20 protein-coding genes and 1 pseudogene are annotated in these 18,588 nt (G+C 68.5%); 5 read left to right on the top strand and 16 right to left on the bottom strand.

Translation table 11 applies throughout. From position 1 onward, the window contains the following. Positions 1-474 (top strand): annotated as a pseudogene (locus tag AC1DK4_RS37965) (hypothetical protein); the annotation flags it as partial. 44 nt (positions 475-518) lie between these two features. Here the strand turns inward: AC1DK4_RS37965 and AC1DK4_RS37960 are convergent. Continuing rightward, complete coding sequence (locus AC1DK4_RS37960; RefSeq protein WP_441612282.1) at positions 519-1,454, bottom strand: LysR family transcriptional regulator; 936 nt, start codon at positions 1,452-1,454, stop codon at positions 519-521. Between the two features lie 165 nt (positions 1,455-1,619). On the opposite strand from AC1DK4_RS37960, the gene AC1DK4_RS37955 reads away from it, so the two are divergent. Then, positions 1,620-2,882: an acyl-CoA dehydrogenase family protein gene (locus AC1DK4_RS37955; protein ID WP_441612283.1), complete on the top strand. Its 1,263-nt coding sequence runs from the start codon at positions 1,620-1,622 to the stop codon at positions 2,880-2,882. 180 nt (positions 2,883-3,062) lie between these two features. Further along, a complete protein-coding gene (locus AC1DK4_RS37950; protein ID WP_477132160.1) occupies positions 3,063-3,755 on the top strand; it encodes a glutathione binding-like protein in 693 nt (230 codons plus the stop codon). Positions 3,756-3,802: 47 nt separating this feature from the next. Here the strand turns inward: AC1DK4_RS37950 and AC1DK4_RS37945 are convergent, their stop codons facing one another. Further along, complete coding sequence (locus AC1DK4_RS37945; RefSeq protein ID WP_441612285.1) at positions 3,803-4,579, bottom strand: hypothetical protein; 777 nt, start codon at positions 4,577-4,579, stop codon at positions 3,803-3,805. Positions 4,580-4,978: 399 nt separating this feature from the next. On the opposite strand from AC1DK4_RS37945, the gene AC1DK4_RS37940 reads away from it, so the two are divergent. Continuing rightward, positions 4,979-5,365: a helix-turn-helix domain-containing protein gene (locus tag AC1DK4_RS37940; protein WP_441612286.1), complete on the top strand. Its 387-nt coding sequence runs from the start codon at positions 4,979-4,981 to the stop codon at positions 5,363-5,365. Positions 5,366-5,392: 27 nt separating this feature from the next. On the opposite strand, the gene AC1DK4_RS37935 is transcribed toward AC1DK4_RS37940, so the two are convergent. Further along, positions 5,393-6,391 carry a threonine/serine dehydratase gene (locus AC1DK4_RS37935; RefSeq protein WP_441612287.1) on the bottom strand — a complete coding sequence of 333 codons (999 nt, stop codon included), beginning with the start codon at positions 6,389-6,391 and terminating at the stop codon, positions 5,393-5,395. 385 nt (positions 6,392-6,776) lie between these two features. Between AC1DK4_RS37935 and AC1DK4_RS37930 the strand changes: the two genes are divergently transcribed. Continuing rightward, a complete protein-coding gene (locus AC1DK4_RS37930; protein WP_441612288.1) occupies positions 6,777-7,520 on the top strand; it encodes a class I SAM-dependent methyltransferase in 744 nt (247 codons plus the stop codon). Between the two features lie 6 nt (positions 7,521-7,526). Here AC1DK4_RS37930 and ureG read toward each other — a convergent pair whose 3' ends face one another. From ureG to AC1DK4_RS37865, 13 genes are all read right to left on the bottom strand, one after another. Continuing rightward, entirely contained in the window at positions 7,527-8,156 is a 630-nt protein-coding gene (gene ureG, locus AC1DK4_RS37925; protein WP_441612289.1) for an urease accessory protein UreG, read from the bottom strand. Between the two features lie 63 nt (positions 8,157-8,219). Beyond that, entirely contained in the window at positions 8,220-8,912 is a 693-nt protein-coding gene (locus AC1DK4_RS37920; RefSeq protein ID WP_441612290.1) for an urease accessory protein UreF, read from the bottom strand. Positions 8,913-8,952: 40 nt separating this feature from the next. Further along, on the bottom strand, positions 8,953-9,582 hold the full coding sequence (gene ureE / locus AC1DK4_RS37915; RefSeq protein WP_441612291.1) for an urease accessory protein UreE: 630 nt from the start codon (positions 9,580-9,582) through the stop codon (positions 8,953-8,955). A gap of 20 nt (positions 9,583-9,602) precedes the next feature. Next, positions 9,603-11,321, bottom strand: coding sequence for an urease subunit alpha (ureC, locus tag AC1DK4_RS37910; protein WP_441643159.1), 1,719 nt, complete (start codon positions 11,319-11,321; stop codon positions 9,603-9,605). Beyond that, on the bottom strand, positions 11,321-11,626 hold the full coding sequence (locus tag AC1DK4_RS37905; protein ID WP_441612293.1) for an urease subunit beta: 306 nt from the start codon (positions 11,624-11,626) through the stop codon (positions 11,321-11,323). Before AC1DK4_RS37905 ends, ureC begins: the two co-directional genes overlap by 1 nt. 77 nt (positions 11,627-11,703) lie before the next feature. Beyond that, complete coding sequence (locus AC1DK4_RS37900) at positions 11,704-12,315, bottom strand: HupE/UreJ family protein (RefSeq protein WP_441612294.1); 612 nt, start codon at positions 12,313-12,315, stop codon at positions 11,704-11,706. 72 nt (positions 12,316-12,387) lie between these two features. Then, positions 12,388-12,690 (bottom strand): urease subunit gamma, encoded by a 303-nt coding sequence (locus AC1DK4_RS37895; RefSeq protein WP_441612296.1) that lies wholly within the window; start codon positions 12,688-12,690, stop codon positions 12,388-12,390. A gap of 104 nt (positions 12,691-12,794) precedes the next feature. Further along, positions 12,795-13,670, bottom strand: a complete 876-nt coding sequence (locus tag AC1DK4_RS37890; RefSeq protein ID WP_441612297.1) for an urease accessory protein UreD — start codon at positions 13,668-13,670, stop codon at positions 12,795-12,797. A 126-nt stretch (positions 13,671-13,796) separates the two neighbouring features. Next, a complete protein-coding gene (gene urtE, locus AC1DK4_RS37885; RefSeq protein WP_441612298.1) occupies positions 13,797-14,489 on the bottom strand; it encodes an urea ABC transporter ATP-binding subunit UrtE in 693 nt (230 codons plus the stop codon). Positions 14,490-14,553: 64 nt separating this feature from the next. Next, the gene (urtD, locus tag AC1DK4_RS37880; RefSeq protein ID WP_441643160.1) at positions 14,554-15,402 is read right to left on the bottom strand and encodes an urea ABC transporter ATP-binding protein UrtD; all 849 of its coding nucleotides are present in this window, start codon (positions 15,400-15,402) and stop codon (positions 14,554-14,556) included. Continuing rightward, complete coding sequence (gene urtC / locus AC1DK4_RS37875) at positions 15,399-16,598, bottom strand: urea ABC transporter permease subunit UrtC (protein ID WP_441612721.1); 1,200 nt, start codon at positions 16,596-16,598, stop codon at positions 15,399-15,401. The genes urtD and urtC overlap by 4 nt, the downstream gene beginning before the upstream one ends. Further along, entirely contained in the window at positions 16,598-18,232 is a 1,635-nt protein-coding gene (gene urtB / locus AC1DK4_RS37870) for an urea ABC transporter permease subunit UrtB (protein WP_441612300.1), read from the bottom strand. Before urtB ends, urtC begins: the two co-directional genes overlap by 1 nt. 176 nt (positions 18,233-18,408) lie before the next feature. Beyond that, on the bottom strand, positions 18,409-18,588 hold a 180-nt coding region (locus tag AC1DK4_RS37865; protein WP_477132159.1), incomplete at its 5' end, for a transporter substrate-binding protein.

Here is an 18,588-nt window from a genome sequence, read left to right as displayed (position 1 = left end):
GCCTTTGCGCCGATGGCTGTCGCGCCGCCGCCGGCACCCGCCGCGCCGCGTGCCCAGCCCGCTCCGGTCGCGCCCGTGGCGCCCATTGCACCGGTTTCCCCGCCCGCCCCGGCGCTCGCCATACAGGCTCCGCGCTTCGCGCAGCGCTCTGCCCAGGCCACGCCGGGCGAGACGGCGCGCGCGCGCGCACAGCTCGCAGGCGCGCTGACGATGAACGTACGGGAGGATCCGCAGCTGGCGGTGGAACGCCTGATGCCCGAAGTGCCGGGCGCGGACCAGGCCAGCGGCGCGCCGCTGGCGCTGCGCATCACGGCGGCAGCGCCGGGCAGCCCCGAGATCCGGGCCTGGGTCGAGCGGCTATGGCAGGCGGTGCCGGCGCCGCGGCGCCCGCCGCTGCCCTATGCGGTGCAGGCCGACAGCACACTGCCGCCGGAAACCTTGCGCATCGAACGCATTGCCGACAGCGCACGCTGAGCGCAGGGGCCAAAGCCCGCGCAATGCGCAGGCAATCAGGGGAGTCAGCCCTGCGCGCCCTCAGCCAGTCCGCCGCCCAGCGAAGTGATCACCGCCAGCAACTGCTCGCGCAGCCAGCGGTTGGCACCGTCGTTCTCGCCGCCGCCGTGCCAGTACAGATGCAGCTCCAGCGAAGGCACCTTGAACGGCAGCGACAGCAGCCGGTTGGCGTAGGGTTCGTTGGCGATGCGCGCATAGCGCAGCGGCAGCGTGGCCAGCAGGTCGGTGCAGCTCACCACCCGGCAGGCCCCGGCATAGTGCTGGCAACGCAGCCGCACCCGGCGCGTCAAGCCCATGCGGTGCAGGGCCTGGTCCTCCAGTCCCGCGCCGCGCCGGCGCGAAGACACATGCACGTGCTCGGCAGCCAGGTAGCGCTCCAGCGTCAGCTCCTTCTTCACCAGCGGATGGTCGCGGCGGGCCAGCACCACCATCGGGTCCGCCATGAACGGGGCATGGTGGATGGCAGGTGAAACCGGCAGCAGGATATCGATGGCGGCGTCGAGCGTGCCAGCCAGCAGTTCGGACTCCATCTCGCGCCGGTCGAAGCGAATCGCGGCGATTTCCACCTGCGGCGCCATCGCGGTCACCCGCGTCATCAGCGGCGGCAGCAGCGTGGATTCCAGCGCGTCGCGCATGCCGATGGTGAAGCGGCGCACGGTGGCGGCCGGATCGAAGTGCGGCGTATCCTGCAGCGTGCGCGCGAACGACTGCAGGGCGGCGCGGACCTCGGCCGCCAGCGAGCGCGCCAGTGGCGTGGGCGCCATGCCCTGGCCGCGCCGCTCGAACAGCGGGTCGTCGAACAAGGTGCGCAGGCGGCCCAGCGCATGGCTCACGGCGGGCTGCGTCAGGTTGAGCTGGCGCGCAGCCGCGGTGATGCTGCCTTCGCTGTAGATGGCGTCGAACACCACGAAGAGATTGAGGTCGATCCGGGAGAGCTGCATGGCGGTGATTCTGGCATGGAATGCATCATATTGATACTGGCAAATCCAGAAAATTCATTTTTCTAATTATATGGATTGCGGTACAGTCCTCTCCAGTCGGCGCGGACCGCGTCCGCCAGGACCGGGAACGGCTCCCGGCACTCATTCAGAGGTGGAGGAGACAACATGCAATTCGAGTACACGCCCAAGGTCAAGGAAATGCAGGCCCGCCTGCTGGCCTTCTTCGACAAGCACATCTATCCGAACGAGAAGCGCTTCTACGCGGAGATCCAGGCCAACCGCCAGGCCGGCAACGCCTGGGTCCCGACCAAGGTGATCGAGGAGCTCAAGCCGCTGGCCCGCGAAGCCGGCCTGTGGAACCTGTTCCTGCCCCACTCGAAGCGCGCGCCGGAAGGCCTGTCCAACCTCGAATACGCGCCGCTGTGCGAGATCATGGGCCGGGTGCCCTGGTCGGCCGAGGTATTCAACTGCGCCGCGCCCGACACCGGCAACATGGAAACCCTGGAGCGCTACGCCTCCGAGGAACTCAAGGACCGCTGGCTGGAGCCGCTGCTGCGCGGCGAGATCCGCTCGGCCTTCCTGATGACCGAGCCGGACGTGGCTTCGTCGGACGCCACCAATATCTGCTGCAGCATCGATCGCGACGGCGACGAATACGTGATCAACGGCACCAAGTGGTGGTCGTCGGGCGCGGGCGATCCCCGCTGCCAGGTCTACATCGTCATGGGCAAGACCAATCCGGATGCCGGCCGCCATGAGCAGCAATCGATGATCGTGGTGCCGGCCGATACCCCGGGCATCACCATCAAGCGCTTCCTGCCCGTGTTCGGCTACGACGACGCGCCGCACGGCCACATGGAAATCGAACTSAAGAACGTGCGCGTGCCGGCCGCCAACATCCTGCTGGGCGAAGGCCGCGGCTTCGAGATCGCCCAGGGCCGCCTCGGCCCGGGCCGCATCCACCACTGCATGCGCAGCATCGGCGTGGCCGAGCGCGCGCTCGAACTGCTGTGCAAGCGCAGCCTGGCCCGCGTTGCCTTCGGCAAGCCGGTGGCTGCGCAGGGCGTGACGCGCGAGCGCATCGCCGAAGCCCGCTGCGAAATCGAGATGGCGCGCCTGCTGACGCTCAAGGCCGCCTACATGATGGACACCGCCGGCAACAAGGTGGCCAAGGCCGAGATCGCCATGATCAAGGTGGTCGCACCCAATATGGCGCTCAAGGTAATCGACTGGGCCATCCAGGTGCACGGCGCCGCCGGTGTCTCCGACGATTTCCCGCTGGCTTCGTGGTGGGCGCACCAGCGCACGCTGCGCCTGGCCGACGGTCCGGACGAGGTGCACCGCAACGCCATCGCCAAGCTGGAACTGGCCAAGCACATGAGCATCAACCCGAACGAGATCGACATGCCGGTGACGCGCGGCTTCTGAGCCCCGCATCCGCCACGGCAGGGCCACCCCTGCCGGCAATATGGAAACGCGCAGCCCGTCTGCGCGTTTTTTTCTTCTGTGCTTAAATCGCCCGGTTCGCCACCTCAGTGCTTGATGTGGCAGCCCAACGTCCGCGCGATCGCAGCAATCGCAGCGATCGCAGCCAGGAGAACTTCCCCGATGATCGACGTCTATTCCTGGGCCACGCCCAACGGCCACAAGATCCATATCATGCTCGAGGAGTGCGGCCTCGAGTACAAGGTGCACCCCGTCAACATCGGTGCCGGCGACCAGTTCACGCCCGACTTCCTCGAGATCAGCCCGAACAACAAGATCCCTGCCATCGTCGATCCCGACGGCCCGGACGGCCAGCCCATCTCGCTGTTCGAGTCCGGCGCGATCCTGCTCTACCTGGCCGGAAAAACCGGCAGGTTCCTGCCCGAAGACGTGCGCGGGAAATACGATGCGCTGCAATGGCTGATGTTCCAGATGGGCGGCGTGGGCCCGATGCTGGGCCAGGCGCACCATTTCCGCATGTACGCGCCCGAGAAGCTGGAGTACGCCATCAACCGCTACACCAACGAAGCGCGCCGCCTGTACGGCGTGATCGACAAGCAACTGTCGGCACATCCGTGGCTGGCCGGCGAGACGTATTCGGTGGCAGACATCGCCACCTTCCCCTGGCTGCGCAGCTGGCAGAACCAGGGCGTGGAACTCGACGACTATCCGCACCTCAAGCGCTGGTTCAACGAGATTGCCGAGCGCCCCGCCGTCAAGCGCGGCGTCGAGGTGCTGGCCAGTGCGCGCAAGCCCATCCGCGACGAGAAGGAAAAGGAAATCCTGTTCGGCGCGACGCAAYACCAGCGCCGCTGAGCCGCCGAAGCCACCGGCCCGGCGTCACCGGGCCCGGCCATCGGCACTCAGTGCAGCGACACCGCCTGCGCCGCCGTGCTGCCTGCGCGCACGGGCTCGCCCATCGGGCCCTGCAGGCAGCACAGCAGGCTGGCCACGGGCTGAAGGGCATCGATGCGATAGCCCTCTTCCGGATCCGGAGCGAACACCATGCCGGGCTGCAGGTAAGCCACCTGGCGCTCGGCGTGCGGCCAGGGCGAATACCACTGCAGGCATAGCGTGCCCTCGTGGCATGCCGCCCAGTTCAGGCCGCCCGCGCGCAGCCGCTCCGCCCATTCCGGCTCGCCTTCGGCAATCGCCACGAAGGCTGCATTCAGTCGCGGCGGCATGCAGGCATCGGCTGCCCTGGCGCCCTGCCCCGGACGCCAGCGCTCCGACTGCCCCGCGGCAAACGCATCGAAACTGCTCGTCAGCCCGGCCCCCACCAGGCCCACGGCTTGCGGGTCCAGCACCGTGCGGATCAGCACGCTGTCTTGCAGCACCGCGAGCTGCAGGCGCTCGCCCTGGCGGATCGCATACACGCCGCCCGCCGACAGCAGCACCGGCGCGCCGCCCGCCGGGGTCACCTTCACCGTACCGCACAGGCAGGCCCACCACTCGGCCCGCGCCGTGACGATCCCGGGCTGCGCGGCACCCTGCGGCAGGAACACGTAATCGCCGCTGCTGCCGAGCCCGGCGGCCTCCGGCACCACCCTCACCTGCAGGCCGACACGCAACGCCGAAGCACCCCCGCCGGCCAGGATCTCGCCCCGCATCTGCGCGTCGAACAAGGAAAAAATACGCATGACACCCCCTTTTCCGCGTAATGGAAAAATGCCGTCCGCGTTTCCCGGGGGTTGTCGCTTCCTGACGTGCCGCTGCCTGGCCCGCCGGCTCTCCTGTATGCCGGCCAGTTTTTCGTATCAACCAGACATGCTTCGGCTGTCATCATCGGCGACCTGGCCCCGACAGCCAGCGCCGACACCCGAGGCTTACGCGCCGCGGGCAAACTCCCCAAGTGCCAGCCGGCCTCCGGCCGATTACACTCCCATTACAATTGGGTGTATTTGAAAGAAATTAGCCGGCAGTATCCGATATTTTTGCCGGCGTTCAAGCCTGATACTCATGGTGCGTCATACTATAAGGCGTCGATCCAAAGAGGTCAAACCCTTAGCCTCGCTTCGTTCTCTTTCACGAGTCAGGCCATGATCGGTGATCCTCTCAAGCTCTTCGGGCTGCACCTGGCGGAACTGCGCAGGCAGCGCGGCTGGTCGCAGGAAAAACTCGCCCTCGAAAGCGGCATGGCCCGCTCCTACCTCAGCGGCATCGAGCGGGGCGTGCGCAATGTGTCCCTGGTGAATATCTGCGCGTTGTCCGGGACGCTGGGCGTGCATCCCGCGGAGATGCTGAACTTCGCCGGCGGCAAGGGTGAAGGCAGCACGCTGGTGCTCGAGCAGCGCTGCGCGGAGTTCAATATCACCCCTGCCCAGCGCGTGACGGTACGGCACATGGCCCTGATGAACGATACCGAGCAGGACGCCATCGCTTCAGTGGCGCGCGTGATCGCGGCGAGGGCGGCACAGCAGATGTGATCCGGGCGGCGTCATCGCCGCCGGGCCCTAGGCCGCCAGCAGTTCGGCGAAGCGCGCCGCATCGAGGTTGGCCCCGCACAACACCAGCGCCACCTTCTTGCCCTCCAGCCTCTCGCGCAGCGGTCCCAGCAAGGCTGCGGTGGAAACCGCGGTAGCCGGCTCGGTCGCCAGCTTCATGTCGCGGTAGAGGATGCGCATGGCGGCCCGGATGGCCTCGTCCGACACCCGCACCATGCCGTCGACGAAACGGCTGCACACACCGAAGCTGTAGTCCAGCGCGTAGGGCGCCCCGAGACTGTCGGCGACGGTATTCACGCGTGCCAGCACCTGCGGCCGCCCTGACTCGAAGCTGCGCGTCATGGCATCGGCACCTTCGGGCTCGACGCCATAGACCCGGCAGGCCGGATTGATCTGCTTGACCGCGGCGGCGATGCCCGCGCACAGGCCGCCGCCGCCCACCGGCACCACCACCGCATCGAGCCCCGGCACCTGGCGCATCAGTTCCAGCCCCACGGTGCCCGTGCCCTGCGCCACCAGCGGGCCGTCGAACGGGTGGATCATGGTGCGGCCCTCCTGCACCGCCAGTTGCTGCGCGTGATCGAAGGCCGCATGCACGTCCGGGCGCAGCACCACTTCCGCACCCCACTCCCTGCAGGCCGCCACGCGCGCCGGGCTGGCGCTCGCTGGCATCACCAGCCTGGCCCCCACGCCCTCCACCATGGCGGCATAGGCCACTGCCATGGCATGGTTGCCGGCACTGGCCGCCACCACGCCGCGTCTGCGCGCCGCGGCATCGAGGCGCCCCATGCCGTTGAGCGCGCCGCGCAGCTTGAAGGTGCCGGTCTGCTGGAACAGCTCCATCTTGAGCCACACCTCGGTGGCCGGACCGAACTGGCCCATGGCGCCGGTCTGCCAGCGCCACACAGGGGTTTCGAGCACCTTGCCGCGCAGGTAGCGCGCGGCATCCTGGATTTCGGCAAGGACGGGATAGCTGGCGTGCGCGCGCAGCTCGGGAAGATCGGACATCGGGGGTTCTCCATCGCATCGTGAAATCGCGCGCAGGCCGGTTGGCGTGCGCGGTCGGACGAACCACGGGCCACCGAGCACCAGCCAAAGCCGCAGCTCAGCGACCCCGGATAATTCGAATGATGGAGAAAGCGAAGGAAGAAAAGACGTGGAACGCCGAAGACATGGCCGCTGCGCGCGGCAGCCCTGCGCCCGCGCGTGCAGCGGCGCCACCGGCATCGGTGTCGCGGCACAGCGAAGAAAGGGCGAAGGAGGCGGACGTCATGGACGGGCCAGTATGCCACAAGGCGTCAGCGGTGCAAATGCGACAACGTCGCCGCCCGCGTAGAATGCGCTGGGTTTTCCCTCTTGCACCGTTGCCATCCCCGCGGAGAACGTCATCCCGATGCCAGATGCCAGCAAGCCTGCCAGCGCGAAATCGCTGGGCCAGCGGAACTACGAGCAGTTCGCCGCGCGCTACGCGGCCGCCGTCCCGACCAAGCCCCACAACGCGCTCTACGAGCGCCCCGCCACGCTCTCGCTGCTGCCCGACGACATGCGCGGCCTGCGCGTGCTGGATGCCGGCTGCGGCCCCGGCCTCTTCAGCGAGATCCTGGCCGGACGCGGCGCCAGCGTGCATGCCTTCGACGTGACCCCGGAGATGGTCGTGCTGGCGCGCCAGCGTACCGCCGGCCTCGATGTGGACGTGCGCGCAGGCAACCTCGAGCAGCCGCTGCACTGGCTGGCCGATGCCAGCTTCGACGTCGTAGTGTGCCCGCTGGTGCTCGACTACATCGAAGACTGGGGGCCGGTGTTCGCTGAGTTCCACCGCGTGGCACGCCCCGGCGCGCTGCTGGTGTTCTCCGCCGGCCACCCGATCGATGCGTGGCGGCTGTGGGGCGACGGCAACTACTTCGAGACCGAAGCGTTCGCCCTGCCATGGAAGGGCTTCGGCGAGCCCGATCCGGTGATCGACAGCTACCGCCGCCCGCTGTCCGGCTTCCTCAACCCGCTGACGCAAACCGGCTGGATCTTCGACACCCTGCTCGAGCCACGGCCACTCGATGCCATGCGCGAGGTCAATCCCCGGCTGCACGCGTGGCTGTCGCGCGCGCCTTGCTTCCTGTGCGTGCGGGCGCGGCGCGGCTGAGCGAGGCTACACGCCGAGCATGCCCTGGCGCTCGATGAACGCGATCACTTCGTCCAGCCCCTGCCCGGATTTCACGCTGCCCATCACGAACGGACGCGTGCCTCGCATCTTGCGCGCATCGCTTTCCATCACGTCGAGGTTGGCGCCCACGTAGGGTGCCAGGTCGGTCTTGTTGATCACCAGCAGATCCGACTTGGTGATGCCGGGGCCGCCCTTGCGCGGGATCTTCTCGCCGCCGGCCACGTCGATCACGTAGATGGTCAGGTCCGACAGTTCGGGGCTGAAGGTGGCGGCCAGGTTGTCGCCGCCGGATTCGATAAAGACGATGTCGGCATCGGGGAATTTCGCCAGCATGCGGTCGACCGCCTCGAGGTTGATCGAGGCATCCTCGCGGATGGCGGTATGCGGGCAGCCGCCGGTCTCCACGCCCATGATGCGCTCGGCCGGCAAGGCGCCCGAGATGGTCAGCAGGCGCTGGTCTTCCTTGGTGTAGATATCGTTGGTGATGGCCACCAGGTCATAGCGCTCGCGCATGGCCTTGCACAGCATCTCCAGCAACGTGGTCTTGCCGGAGCCGACGGGGCCGCCCACGCCGACGCGCAGCGGGGGATTCTTCTTGGTACGGGCCTGGGTCATGACGGGGATCTTGTATCGGTGAAGGTTGGGCGGCCGCCGCGCGAGCACGCCGGCGCGCGGCGCTCAGGAACGGAACAGCCGGGAATACTGGGTCTCGTGCCGGGCCGACAGCAGGCCCAGCATCGGGGAAAACGTCGATAGCAACGGCGGATCAGCATCGGCGCGGCGCACCGCCTCGCCGACCGTCTCCATCACCGAGGCATGCAGGCGGCGCAGGATATGCTGGCCGGCCACCTGGCCCAGCGGCACGGCCTTGAGCGCGGCGGCCACCTGGTTCTCGGCCCAGCTGAAGCAATAGGCCGCCAGCCCGTCGCGCTCGTCCACGTCAAGCGCCGCGCACGCCGCGGCAAACGCGGTGGGCAGGCATGCCGGCGCCAGCGCGGCGAGCTGCGCCCGCAATCCGGCGTCGCCCCACTCCATCTGCGCCACCAGCCGCGCCAGCGACCAGCCCATCTGCTCCGTCTCCAGCCGCAGCTCCGCGCTCTCGCGCGTGGCGTGGAACCAGTCGTTCCAGTGCGCCACGCCGGCGGCGTCGCGCGCGCGCCATGCGCGAAACAGCAGCAGCCAGACAGGTGCCTCGCACTGCGCCTGCACATCGAGCAGGTTGCTGCGCACCCACTGCTCGGCGCTGCCGGCATCATGCACCAGSCCGCARTCGATKGCCGCCTCCAGCCCCTGCGAATAGCTGAASCCGCCRATCGGCARYGCCGGCGARGCMAGGTGCAGGAGGGAGATCAATTGAGAGAGCTGGGTCATGGTGATGCCGGTCGCGCCCTAGGCGCGGGAAGCCGGCCGCTCAATGCTTGTGCCCGCAATGCTCGTCATGCACATGGTGCTCGTGATCGTGTGCGTGCGAGTGATCGTGCGCATGCGCATGGGAGCGGCCGTGATCGTGATCGTGATCGTGGCCATGATGCTCATGGAATACCGCCTGCGCCGCCGCATAGTCTTCGGCGAACGTGGCGTCGTGTCCATGCTTGTGGCCGCCGCCGTAGGCGCCCGCCTCCGGCTCGAACGGCAGCTCGGCGCGCGCGGCCTGCACGCCCAGGCGCGCCAGCATGTCGGCCAGCACCGGGTCGTATTCCAGGCGCAGGTAGTCGCGCCCCACCTCCACCGGCGTGTGCCGGTTGCCGAGATGATAGGCGGCACGCATCAGCGCCCGCGGATCGCTGGCGCCTACCTGCAGCACCGATTCCGCCGCGGCCAGCACTTCGACGAAGATGCCGCCGTCGGTGACCAGCAGGTCGCCGCCGCGCAGCACCGTGCCGCGCGGCAGGAACAGCGCCACTTCCTCGCCGTTGTCCAGCGTGGCGCGCAGGCGGCTCTTGCTGCGCTCGGCGAAGGGCAGCACCAGCTTGGGCGCGCGGCGCACCAGCACGGCGGCGATGCCGTGCGGTGCGCTGAGGTGTTTGTCGATCTTTTGCAAGGCGGGCTCGGGACGGGAACTCAGAACAGGAAATAGCGCTGCGCCATCGGCAGCACGGTGGCCGGCTCGCACATCAGCAACTGGCCGTCGGCGACGACCTGGTAGGTCTCGGGATCGACCGTGACGTGCGGCTGCCAGTCATTGTGCACCATGTCGCGCTTGCTCACGGTACGCGTGCCGCGCACCGCGCAAAGCGTCTTCGACAGCCCGTAGCGCCCGCCCACGTCGGCCGCCAGCGCGGCCTGCGAGACGAAGGTCAGCGACGACTTGTGCAAGGCGCGGCCGGCTGCCGCGAACATCGGGCGGTAGTGCACCGGCTGCGGCGTGGGGATCGACGCGTTGGGGTCGCCCATGGCGGCCGCGGCAATCATCCCGCCCTTGAGGATCAGGCTCGGCTTGACGCCGAAAAAGGCCGGCTTCCACAGCACCAGGTCGGCCCACTTGCCGACCTCGACCGAGCCCACTTCGCGCGCGATGCCGTGGGTGAGCGCGGGGTTGATGGTGTACTTGGCGATATAGCGCTTGACGCGGAAGTTGTCGTGCCCGCCGCGCGCGTCATCGGGGTCGCCGGGCAGCTTGCCGCGCTGCGCGGCCATCTTGTGCGCGGTCTGCCAGGTGCGGATGATGACCTCGCCCACGCGGCCCATGGCCTGCGAGTCGCTGGAGATCATCGAGAACGCGCCGAGATCGTGCAGGATGTCCTCGGCGGCAATGGTCTCGCGGCGGATGCGGCTTTCGGCGAAGGCGATGTCCTCGGCGATGGACGGGTCCAGGTGGTGGCACACCATCAGCATGTCGAGGTGTTCGTCGAGCGTGTTGATCGTGTACGGCCGCGTCGGGTTGGTCGACGAAGGCAGCACGTTGGCCTCGCCGCACACCTTGATGATGTCGGGCGCATGGCCGCCGCCCGCGCCTTCGGTGTGGTACGTATGGATGGTGCGGCCCTTGAACGCGGCCACGGTGGCCTCGACGAAGCCGGCCTCGTTGAGCGTGTCGGTGTGGATCGCCACCTGCGTGTCGGTGGCATCGGCCACGCTCAGGCAGGTGTCGATGGCCGCGGGCGTGGTGCCCCAGTCCTCATGCAGCTTGAGCCCGATCGCGCCGGCCTCGACCTGCTCGACAAGCGGCCCCGGCTGGCTGGCGTTGCCTTTGCCGAGCAGGCCGATATTCATCGGGTAGGCTTCCACCGCCTGCAGCATGCGCTCCATGAACCACGGCCCCGGCGTCACCGTGGTGGCGAAGGTGCCGGTGGCCGGCCCGGTGCCGCCGCCGATCATGGTGGTGACGCCGCTCATCAGCGCTTCTTCGATCTGCTGCGGGCAGATGAAATGGATGTGGCTGTCGATGCCGCCGGCGGTGACGATCATGCCCTCGCCCGCGATCACCTCGGTGCCGGGCCCGACCACGATGGTCACGCCGGGCTGGATGTCCGGGTTGCCGGCCTTGCCGATGGACGCGATGCGCCCGTCCTTGAGGCCGATGTCGGCCTTGACGATGCCCCAGTGGTCGACGATCAGCGCGTTGGTGATGACGGTGTCGACGCAGTCCCTGGCCATGCGCTGGCTCTGGCCCATGCCGTCGCGGATCACCTTGCCGCCGCCGAACTTCACTTCCTCGCCGTAGATGGTGAAGTCCTTCTCGACTTCGATCACCAGCCCGGTGTCCGCCAGCCGCAGGCGGTCGCCGGTGGTGGGGCCGAACATCTCGGCATAGGCCTGCCTGGAGATTTTCACGCTCATCACAGCGCTCCCATGATCTTGCCGTTGAAGCCGTAGACGATGCGCGCGCCGTCCAGCGCCACCAGTTCCACCGTGCGGCTCTGGCCCGGCTCGAAGCGCACCGCGGTGCCGGCGGCGATGTTCAGGCGGAAGCCGCGCGCGGCTTCGCGGTCGAAGTCCAGCGCGGCATTGGTTTCATAGAAATGGAAATGCGAGCCGACCTGCACCGGGCGGTCGCCGGTGTTGGCCACCGTCACGCTGACCGTCTGGCGGCCAGCGTTGAGTTCGATCTCGCCCTCTGCGGGCATCAGTTCACCGGGAATCATGTCGGGTTCCTTGTCGACGTTTCCAACGCTATCCGTAAGCGGGTCCGAAGGCGGCCCAGGCCACCCTCATGCCACCCTCAGGCCACCATCAGGCCGACGCCATACAGCGCCACGCCCGCGCCGGCCACGCGCACCAGCCAGCCCGCGTGGCGGCGCAGCGCGTTGCCCAGGCCGATGCCGCACAGGTGCAGCGCCATGGTGGCGACGGTAAAGCCGCCCACGTAGGCGGCCGCGGCCGGCAGCGCACCCGCCGCGGTGGGCAGTTCGGCGCCGTGCGCATAGCCGTGGAAGATGGCGAAACCGCCGACGATGGCCATGCCGGCCCACGCTGGCAGCCTGGCGCGCAGCGCCACCAGCAGGCCGATCACCAGCAGCGAAGCGGCGATCATCGGCTCGACCAGCGGCAGCCCGGACCCGGCCAGCCCGAGCGCGGCGCCGGCCAGCATCAGCGCGACAAAGACGAACGGCATGCGCAGCGCCTCGCGCGGCGAACGCGCGCCGAGCGCGCTCCACACGCCCACGCCGGCCATGGCCAGCAGATGGTCCATGCCGGTGAACGGATGCATCAGGCCCGCCCACAGGCTGGCGCCGACGGTGGCGGCATCGTGGCCCGGGTGGGCGATGGCGGCAGCGCTCGCCAGCGCCAGGCAAGCGCCGACGACGGCGCGCGCGCGGTTGGAACGGTTCATGTCTTGAGACCTCGTGTTCTTGTTTGACAGCTTGTGCCGTGCTGGCGGACGCCGCGCCGCGGCCTGCCCGCTTCAGACGATCGGGTGATGCACGGTGACCAGCTTGGTGCCGTCCGGGAAGGTGGCTTCCACCTGGATCTCAGGGATCAGTTCCGCGATGCCGTCCATCACATCCTCGCGCGTGAGCACGGTGGTGCCTTCGTGCATCAGCTCGGCCACGGTGCGGCCGTCGCGCGCGCCTTCCATGATGGCGGCGGTGATCAGCGCCACCGCTTCCGGATAGTTGAGCTTGAGCCCGCGCGCGCGGCGGCGCTCGGCCAGCAGCGCGGCGGTGAAGATCAGCAGCTTGTCCTTTTCCCGCGGAGTCAGTTCCATCCTGGTATTCCCGTTGTTCCGTTGTTATTCGTGCCGTGCCGGCGTTGCCATCGCGACGCTCATGTCGCCGATGTCGCCCATGTCGCCCATGTCGCCCACACCGCTCATGTCGCCCACAGGCGCAGCGGCTTGGCCGGCACGCCATGGATGGGCTCGCGCAACGCGGTCCACGCCTGCACCATCACGCCCCTCACCGCCTCCATGCGCGCGCCCAGCACGCGCAGCAGCAGCATCGCCTGCCCGTCCTGTTCCAGGCGGGTCACGCCCGCTCGCAGATCGGGCCGGTACGGCAGCGCTTCGGCCAGCGTTTCGGCGAGCGCCTGCGTGGCACCCTCGCCCACCGCCCACAGCGTGCCCATGACATTGAGCCCGTCCAGCCCCGCCGGCGCGTGACGCAGCGAGGAGCCGGCATCGAGCTGCGCGCGCTCGATCCACAGGGCGCGCGGGCTGCCCGCGAGGGCGATGCGCGTCTCCATGTGGAGCGTGCCGCGCGACCACGTCTCGCCGCTGGCCTGGCGCCCCAGCACGATGGCATCCCAGCCGATCGCGCTGGCCCCGGGCGCCACCGTCACGGTGGTGGCAAGGCGCGCGTGCGCGTCGTCGAACACGATGTTCTCCTGCGGCAGCCAGTCGAGCCGGGCGCCGGCCTCCAGCGTCAGCGTGACGCGCTGCGCCGCCTCGCGGCCGAGCGATTTGTACCACTTGGTCGCACCGGGCGTGGCGAGCACGGCATGCGCGCCGGCCCCCGCCACCAGGTCGATCTGCAGGGTGTCGCCGCCGGCAATGCCGGCAGGCGGATGCAGAATCACCGCGTGGCAGATACCGCCTTCGGGATAGAGCGGCTTCTGCACCAGCAAGGGGCCGCGATGGCGGCGCTCGACCAGCGCTGTGCGCTCGCCGCGCGCGGCGAAGCCCAGGCGCAGGCTGGCCTCCCATGCGGGCGGCATGGCCAGGGTAGAAGGAAAGTCAGGATGACGCATGCTTGCTTGGAAGGCGGGCGCCGCCGGGGCACACGCGGCGCGCGTGATGCGGGCATCATAGCGCGCGGCCGGGCCGGCTGGAAGTGGTATCGCGAGGCAACGCCATGCGGCCCGCCCGCGCGTCCCTCACACCGCGATCAGCTCCCGCACGCCGTCGTCTTCCATGCGCGCGCCGTCGCCCCTGGCCACCACTTCGCCGCGGCTCATCACCACATAGTTGTCGGCCAGGTGGCGGGCGAACTCGTAGTACTGCTCCACCAGCAGCACCGTCATGCCGAACTCGTCCACCAGCAGCCGCAGCGCGCGGCCGATGTCCTGGATGATCGATGGCTGGATGCCTTCGGTGGGCTCGTCCAGGATCAGCAGTTCCGGCTCGCTCATCAGCGCGCGGCCGATGGCCAGTTGCTGCTGCTGGCCGCCGGAGAGGTCGCCGCCGCGGCGCTGGCGCATGCTGCGCAGGACCGGGAACAACTGGTAGATGCGGTCGGGCACGCCGCTCGGGCGCTTCAGGCTGGCGGCGCCGATCAGCAGGTTTTCCTCCACGGTGAGGCGCGGGAAGATCTCGCGCCCCTGCGGCACGTAGGCCAGACCGGAAGCCACGCGTTCGTAAGGCGGCTTCTTTTCCAGCGCCTTGCCCGCCCAGCTGATGCTGCCGCTCTTGGTCGGCACCACGCCCATCAGGCACTTCAGCAAGGTGCTCTTGCCCACGCCRTTGCGSCCCAGCAGCGTGGTCAGCTTGCCTTGCGGCACGTCGAAGCTGACATTGCGCAGGATATGGCTGCCGCCGTAGAACTGGTTCAGTGCGTTGACCTGCAACATGGTCTTGTTCCTTGTCTTTTCTGTCCGGCCGCGTCGCACGCGGCCGGGTTGGACGGCGCGGGCACTACCGCCCGAGATAGGATTCGATCACGCGCTCTTCGCGCTTGACGGCGTCGAGCGTGCCTTCGGCCAGCACGCTGCCCTCGGCCAGCACGGTCACGGTGCCCTTGTCGCCCGCCAGCGCGGCGACGAACTCCATGTCATGCTCCACCACCATCATCGAGCAGGTGCCGCGCAGGCTGTTGAGCAGCTTGGCGAGCTGCATGGTTTCCTCGTCCGTCATGCCGGCCACCGGTTCGTCGAGCAGCAGCAACTGCGGCTGCTGCATCAGCAGCATGCCGATCTCCAGGCGCTGCTTCTGCCCGTGCGAGAGCAGCCCCGCCGGCCGGTAGGCCTCGGCCTCCAGCCCGGTCACCGCCAGCGTCTCTTCGATGCGGCGATGCCCTTCCGGGCCAAGGCGCGCGCGCAGCGACGACCACCAGCGCTTGTCGGCCTTCATCGCCAGTTCCAGGTTCTCCCACACTTCATGCTGCTCGAACACGGTGGGCTTCTGGAACTTGCGGCCGATGCCGGTCTGCGCGATCCTGGGCTCGGTCATGCGCATCAGGTCGATGCTCTGGCCCAGGAACACGCGGCCGCTCACATTGGCGTTGCGCGGCCCGGTCTTGCCGGTGATCACGTCCATCATGGTGGTCTTGCCCGCACCGTTGGGCCCGATCACGCAGCGCAGCTCGCCGTGGTCGATCGACAGCGTGAGCTGGTTGAGCGCACGAAAGCCGTCGAACTGCACGGTGACGTCTTCGAGGTAGAGGATGGGTCCGTGCGAGACGTCGATGACGCCCGGCTCCAGCACGTGGCCGAGGCCGGTGGCGTCGCCGCTTTCCGCTTGCTGTGCTCCCAGTGCCGCGTTCATGCTTCACCTCCGCTGCGCGTGGCTGCCGCCGGCGTGGCCACCGGTGCCTGCGGCGCCGAAGGCGCGCGCATGCCGCGCAGCCGCTTGACCAGGCCGACCACGCCATCGGGCAGGTACAGTGTGACCAGCACGAACATGGCGCCCAGCAGGAACAGCCAGTATTCGGCGAAGTACGCCGTGAACATGGTCTTGGCGCCGTTGACCAGGAAGGCACCGATGATCGGGCCGATCAGCGTGCCGCGTCCGCCCACCGCCACCCACACCGCCATCTCGATCGAATTGGCCGGCGACATCTCGCCGGGGTTGATGATGCCCACCTGCGGCACGTACAGCGCGCCGGCAATGCCGCACAGCACGGCAGAGAAGGTCCACACGAACAGCTTGTAGCCAAGCGGGTTGTAGCCGGAGAACATCACGCGCATCTCGGCATCGCGCACCGCCGTCACCACGCGGCCGAGCTTGGACGTGACGATGTAGCGGCAGGCCACGAAGCCCGCCAGCAAGGCCGCGAAGGTGAGCACGAACAGCGCGGTGCGCGTGTGCGGCGCGGCCACGGCGAAGCCGGCGATGCGCTTGAAGTCGGTGAAGCCGTTGTTGCCGCCGAAGCCGGTCTCGTTGCGGAAGAACAGCAGCATGGCGGCGTATGTCATCGCCTGCGTGATGATCGACAGGTACACGCCCTTGATGCGCGAACGGAAGGCGAAGAAGCCGAACAGCCACGCCAGCACGCCCGGCACCAGCACCACCAGCAGCATCGAATAGCCGAGGTGCTCGGTGCCGTGCCAGAACCACGGCAGCTCCTTCCAGTCGAGGAACACCATGAAGTCCGGCAGGTCGCTCTTGTACACGCCTTCGCGCCCGATGGAGCGCATCAGGTACATGCCCATGGCATAGCCGCCGAGCGCGAAGAACAGGCCGTGGCCGAGGCTCAGGATGCCGCAATAGCCCCACACCAGGTCCAGCGCGATGGCGGCCAGCGCGAAGCACATGATCTTGCCGACCAGCGTCAACGCGTACGCCGACAGGTGCAGCGGATGGCCTTCGGGCAGCAGCAGCGCGCACACCGGCACGCCCACGCCGACGATCAGCGCGATCGCCAGCAGCGCGGCCCAGCCGCGCCGCGAGAACAGCGGCTGGCGCGCGGGCACCGCCAGGCGGAAGCCCGTTGGGGATGGATTGGTTGTCGTTGTCTGCATCATGCCTCCGCGCTGCGCCCCTTGAGCGCGAACAGTCCCTGCGGGCGCTTCTGGATGAAGAGCACGATCAGCACCAGGACGAAGATCTTGGCCAGCACCGCGCCGTAGAACGGCTCGATGAATTTGTTGATGAGGCCCAGGCCGAAGGCGCCGATGATGGTGCCGGCCAGCTGGCCCACGCCGCCCAGTACCACGACCATGAACGAATCGATGATGTAGGCCTGGCCGAGATCCGGCCCGACATTACCGATCTGCGACAGCGCGCAGCCGCCCAGCCCCGCGATGCCCGCGCCGAAGGCGAAGGCGTAGCTGTCCACCTTCCACGTGCGCACGCCGACGCAGGCCGCCATGGTGCGGTTCTGCGTGGTGGCGCGCACGAACAGGCCGAGCCGCGTGCGGTTGAGCACGCCCCACGCCACCGCCACCACGGCCAGCGCGAACACGATGATGACCATGCGGTTGTAGGGCAGCACCAGGCCCGGCAGCATCTCGATGCCGCCGCTCATCCAGGACGGATTGGCCACTTCCACGTTCTGCGCGCCGAACAGCGTGCGTACCGCCTGCATCAGCAGCAGGCTTACGCCGAAGGTGGCCAGCAGCGTTTCGAGCGGCCGCCCGTAGAGATGGCGCAGCACCAGCCGCTCGAGCACGAAGCCGACGATGCCCGAGGCCAGGAACGATGCCGGCAGCGCCGCCAGCAGGTACCAGTCGAAGGCGCCGGCGAAGTGCGCGCGGAACACGCCCTGCACCATGTAGGTGGCATAGGCGCCGATCATGAGGAATTCGCCGTGCGCCATGTTGATGACGCCGATCAAGCCGTAGGTGATGGCCAGGCCCAGCGCGGCCAGCAGCAGCACGCTGCCAAGGCTCAGGCCGGCGAACAGGTTGCCGATCAGCTCGGCGCGGCGCTGGTCGCCGCGCAGCGCATCGAGCGCCTGCTGGGCGGCGCCGCGCAGTTCCGCATCGGGCTCGCGGTAGTTGCCGGCGGCGTCCTTCTCCAGCAGCGGCTGCAGCTTCTGCCGGCTTTGCGGATTGCTGTCCAGGCCGAGGATCCTGATCGCTTCGAGCCGGTCATTGCGGTTGCCGTCGGCCAGCACGATATTGGCCCAGATCACGTCGAGCTTGGTGCGCAGGCCGGCGTCGGCCTCGGCCTTGCGCGCGGCTTCCACGACTTCGCGCGAGGCGCTGCCGGGCTGGTCCAGCAGCGTATTGACGGCCTGCGCGCGCACCAAAGCGTCGGACGACTGCAGCAGCATGCTGCTGGCCGCGCTGTCCACCATTGCGCGCAGGCTGTTGTTCAGGGTGAGCGACTCCAGCGCGTCGGGCTTGACGTCGACCGGCTTGCCGCTGATGGCATCGACCAGCTTGTCGCCGTCCTGGCGCACCATGCCGACAGCGGGAGCGTATTGCAGCGTATCGTCCTGCAGCGCCTTGAGGATGGGAGCGGCCTGCTCTGCCGGCGCCTTGGTGAGCGCGCTCAGCGCCGCGGTCTTGGCGTCGAAGTCGTCTTCGACCAGCGGCTTGAGGTCGGCCTGTGTCAGCGGCGCCGCCCACAGCGGCGCGGCGGCCAGCAGCAGCGCTGCCAGCAGGGCGCGCAGCCACGGCACGGCGGAAATGAATTGGGATCGGTGCATAAGTGCCGGCGGAGTCTTGGTGGCGCGTTGGGTCGCGTCTTGGTGTTCTCTGTGTTCGGGTGGGAGCAGCACGAGGCGGTAGAAGACCCGCTGTTTCGCTCCCGCTGCCTTGCTCCTCCGTCCCGCGCACGGGACGGAGGAGCAAGGCCTGGCAATGTGAAGTAGCCCGACAGGCCTTACATCACCTTGTCCGGCTTGCCTTCGTTACCCGCGATGAACGGGCTCCACGGTTGCGCGCGGACTGCCTTCGGGGTCTTCCACACCACCGAGAACTGGCCGTCGCCCTTGACCTCGCCGATCATCACCGGCTTGTACAGGTGATGGTTCTCGCCCATGGTCAGCGTGAAGCCGTCCGG

This window comes from Cupriavidus sp. 05N38, assembly GCF_056397345.1.
Note: the sequence above shows the minus strand (reverse complement) of the source record. Positions and strands in the feature narration are given on the sequence as shown.